This is a genomic window from Candidatus Hydrogenedentota bacterium (assembly GCA_016791475.1).
Taxonomy (GTDB): domain Bacteria; phylum Hydrogenedentota; class Hydrogenedentia; order Hydrogenedentales; family JAEUWI01; genus JAEUWI01.
This window is the reverse complement of the sequence record JAEUWI010000270.1, coordinates 1-657: the sequence shown is the minus strand read 5'-3', so window position 1 is coordinate 657 and position 657 is coordinate 1. Positions and strand designations below refer to the sequence as shown.

The following is a 657-nucleotide window of genomic DNA, read 5'->3' as shown; positions in this document are numbered from 1 at the left end:
AAGGAACAGGTAATTAACAGCATACCCGCCATACAACCTGTGGCCAATAAAGACCTTACCCGCATGGCCAGTGGCTATGGATATAGGATGGACCCTTTCTATCATACTTTTTCTTTTCATCAGGGCATGGATTTTACAGCAGATTACGGGGCCGAAGTATATGCCACGGGTGATGGTGTGGTACAAAATAGTATGAATGATGGCTGGGGTTATGGAAACCACGTAATTATAAACCACGGTTTTGGCTATACCACCCTTTACGGCCACCTTAGCCGAATTGTTGTGCGCCCAGGACAAGCAGTAAAACGTGGGCAGTTGATTGGCAATGTGGGCAGCACGGGTCGCAGTACCGGACCGCATTTGCACTACGAAGTGCGCAAAAATGGCAATCCGCTAAATCCTGCATTCTTTTACCACAACGACCTGAGCGACGAGCAATACCGCCGCATGCTGGAAATGTCTAAACGCGAAACCAAACGATTTGACTAATGGAAAACGAAGAAATTCCAACACGTAAATATTATAAAATCGGCGACGTTAGTAAAATGTTGGATGTGCCCCCAAGTACACTTCGGTTTTGGGAAAAAGATTTTAAACAGGTGCGCCCAATGAAAAACAAAAAAGGCGACCGGATTTATTCTTTAAAAGACATTGAAA

Annotated in this window: 2 protein-coding genes; both read left to right on the top strand. The window is 44.9% G+C overall.

Annotated elements, in window-relative coordinates:
• Positions 1–489: M23 family metallopeptidase (locus JNK74_29150; GenBank protein MBL7650246.1), on the top strand; the 489-nt coding region annotated here is incomplete at its 5' end.
• Positions 489–657 (top strand): MerR family transcriptional regulator (locus JNK74_29145; GenBank protein MBL7650245.1); only part of this gene is annotated, 169 nt, incomplete at its 3' end. The genes JNK74_29150 and JNK74_29145, both read left to right, overlap by 1 nt.